Annotated in this window: 3 protein-coding genes and 1 pseudogene; 3 read left to right on the top strand and 1 reads right to left on the bottom strand. The window is 73.8% G+C overall.

Features of this window, described 5'->3' with window-relative positions; translation table 11 throughout:
* The 3 genes and pseudogenes from RBXJA2T_RS20350 to RBXJA2T_RS07910 form a co-directional block, all read left to right on the top strand.
* Positions 1-226, top strand: a pseudogene (locus RBXJA2T_RS20350) (hypothetical protein); the annotation flags it as partial.
* A 277-nt stretch (positions 227-503) separates the two neighbouring features.
* A complete protein-coding gene (locus tag RBXJA2T_RS07915; RefSeq protein ID WP_009856817.1) occupies positions 504-1,187 on the top strand; it encodes a mechanosensitive ion channel family protein in 684 nt (227 codons plus the stop codon).
* Between the two features lie 82 nt (positions 1,188-1,269).
* Positions 1,270-2,211 (top strand): alpha/beta fold hydrolase, encoded by a 942-nt coding sequence (locus RBXJA2T_RS07910; RefSeq protein ID WP_009856816.1) that lies wholly within the window; start codon positions 1,270-1,272, stop codon positions 2,209-2,211.
* Between the two features lie 31 nt (positions 2,212-2,242).
* Here the strand turns inward: RBXJA2T_RS07910 and RBXJA2T_RS20345 are convergent.
* Positions 2,243-2,523: c-type cytochrome biogenesis protein CcmI/CycH (locus RBXJA2T_RS20345; protein WP_009856815.1), on the bottom strand; the 281-nt coding region annotated here is incomplete at its 5' end.

Raw genomic sequence — 2,523 nt, 5'->3', positions numbered from 1 at the left:
CCGCGCACGGCGCCGGCGGCCCAAGATCCGCATCCACGGCGCGCTGCGGCTGCAGGAGGTGCTGCTGGTGCACGAGGACTTCGTCATCGCCGACTTCGAGGGCGACACCACGCTGGCCGCCGCCGAGCGCCGCGAACGGCGCTCGCCGCTGCGCGACGTTGCCGGGCTGCTGCAGTCGCTGGAACTGGTGCGCGTGGCGGCGCTGCAGCGCGGCGCGCACGGCTAGGCCGAGCAGCGGCGCCGCGAGGCCCTGGCCGAGACCTGGGCGTCGACGCTGCGCCAGACCTTCGTCGAGACCTACGCCGGACGTGCGCTGGCGCTGGGCCTGGTCGCCGGCCGCGACGCCTTCGACGGCCCGGCCTCGACGCTCGCGCTGTTCGAGATCGACGCCGCGCTGCGCGAGCTGCACGACGAACTGCGGCGCCGCCCGGCCGGCGCCACCGCCCCGCTGGCCGCGCTGGCGACGCTGGCCCGGCTGCTGGGCCCGTAGACGGAGACCTCCCATGGACACGCTGGACCTCGCCATCGAACCGCTGCGCACGTTGCTCGCGCAGGCCGGCGCCTTCCTGCCGCGGCTGGGCATCGCGCTGGCCATCGCGGTGGCCGGCTGGCTGCTCGCCAAGGCCGCACGCTACGCCACCGGCCGCGCGCTGAAGGCGCTGAACTTCCACGTGCTGACCGAGCGCGCCGGCTTCGACGGCTTCCTGCAGCAGGGCGGCACCGACAAGACGACCAGCGACCTGTTCGCGCTGATCGTCTTCTGGCTGGTGCTGCTGGGCGCGCTGGTCGTGGCCTTCAACGGCCTCGGGCTGGCGCAGGTGACCGAGCTGCTGTCGCGTGTGCTGCTGTTCCTGCCGCGGCTGCTGGTGGCGCTGCTGGTGCTGGTCTTCGGGCTGTACTTCGCGCGTTTCGTCGGCCAGTCGGTGCTCGCCTGGTGCCGCACGGCGGGCATCGGCGACGCCGAGATCCTGGCGCGCATCGTCCAGTACGCGATCGTCACCTTCGTGCTGCTGATCGCCATCGACCACCTCGACATCGGCGGCGGCCTGGTGCAGCAGACCTTCCTGATCCTGCTGACCGGCGTCGTGTTCGCGCTCGCGCTGGCCTTCGGCATCGGCGGGCGCGACCGTGCGGCGGCGCTGATCGAGCACTGGTTCCCGCGCCGCGACGACCCCCGCAGGCGTTGAGGATTCACGCGAGCCCCTGTCCTACACGGGGCTGCGCACCGGGCCGACCACGCGACATCGCGCTTGCGGCGACGATGTCGACATGGACTCACACCGCCCGCCCCTCTCCGCCGCCCCGCACGCCCCGCTGCCGCCGGCCCTGGCCGGCGAGCAGCACACGCTGGGGGACCTCGGCTACTACGTCGCCGGCCGCGGCCGGCCGCTGCTGCTGGTGCACAGCGTCAACGCCGCCGGCTCGGCGGCCGACGTGCGGCCGATCTTCGACCACGCCTGCCGCGAACGCACAGTCTTCGCGCTCGACCTGCCGGGCTTCGGCAGCAGCCAACGCAGCGACCGCGACTACACGCCGCGGCTGATGACCGACGCCGTGCTGGCGATGCTGGCGCCGATCCGCGAGCGCTGCGGCGCCCAGCCCGTGGACGTGCTGGGCGTGTCGCTGGGCTGCGAGTTCGTCGCCCGCGCCGCGCTGGAGGCGCCCGAGGCCTTCGGCCGCGTGGCGCTGGTCAGCCCCACCGGCTTCAGCGGCCGGCGCACGCTGCGCGGGCCGCAAGGCAGCACGCTGGCCATGCCCTGGCTGCACCGGCTGCTGTCGGCGAAGCTCTGGTCGGACCCGCTGTACCGGCTGCTGACACGCCCCGGCGTCGTGCGCTACTTCCTCGAGCGCACCTGGGGCAGCAAGGGCATCGACGAGACGCTGTGGGCCTACTGCGTGGCCACCGCGCGCCAGCCCGGCGCCCGCTTCGCGCCGCTGGCCTTCCTGGCCGGCAAGCTGTTCAGCGCCGACATCCAGCGGGTCTACGAGGCGCTGCCGCAGCCGGTCTGGGCCAGCCACGGCGTGCTCGGCGACTTCACCGACTACCGCGCGATGTCCATCGTCAACGGCAAGCCGAACTGGCGCTTCAGCGTCTACCCGACCGGCGCGCTGCCGTTCTTCGAGCTGCCGCGGCCGTTCCTCAACGACCTCGACGCCTTCCTCGCGGCCGGCAGCCCCGCCGCGCCGCGGCCGGTGCTCGAGGCGGTCTGATCCCCGGGCCCGCCGGCGGCGGGCCCGGGTCTCACTTGACGACGTCGCCGATGACGATGCGCACGCCGTTGGCGCCGACGGCCACCGGCTCGCTGAAGCCCTGCAGGTCGCCCGGCTGAGGCATCGCGTCGCCGGTCTTGCTGACGCGCACGCCGACGATCACGCGCTTCTGCGCCGACAGCAGCATCTCCTGCGTCATCGCCTGGCTGTCGTCGAGCGTGAACTCGAACGGCAGCTCGCCGGCGGTGCGCTTGACGATCGCCAGCGGCATGCGCGAGCCGTCGGCCGGCCGGGCGAAGACGAAGACCGTGT

This window comes from Rubrivivax benzoatilyticus JA2 = ATCC BAA-35 (genome assembly GCF_000190375.1).
GTDB lineage: Bacteria > Pseudomonadota > Gammaproteobacteria > Burkholderiales > Burkholderiaceae_C > Rubrivivax > Rubrivivax benzoatilyticus.
This window is presented reverse-complemented; position numbering and strand designations above follow the sequence as displayed.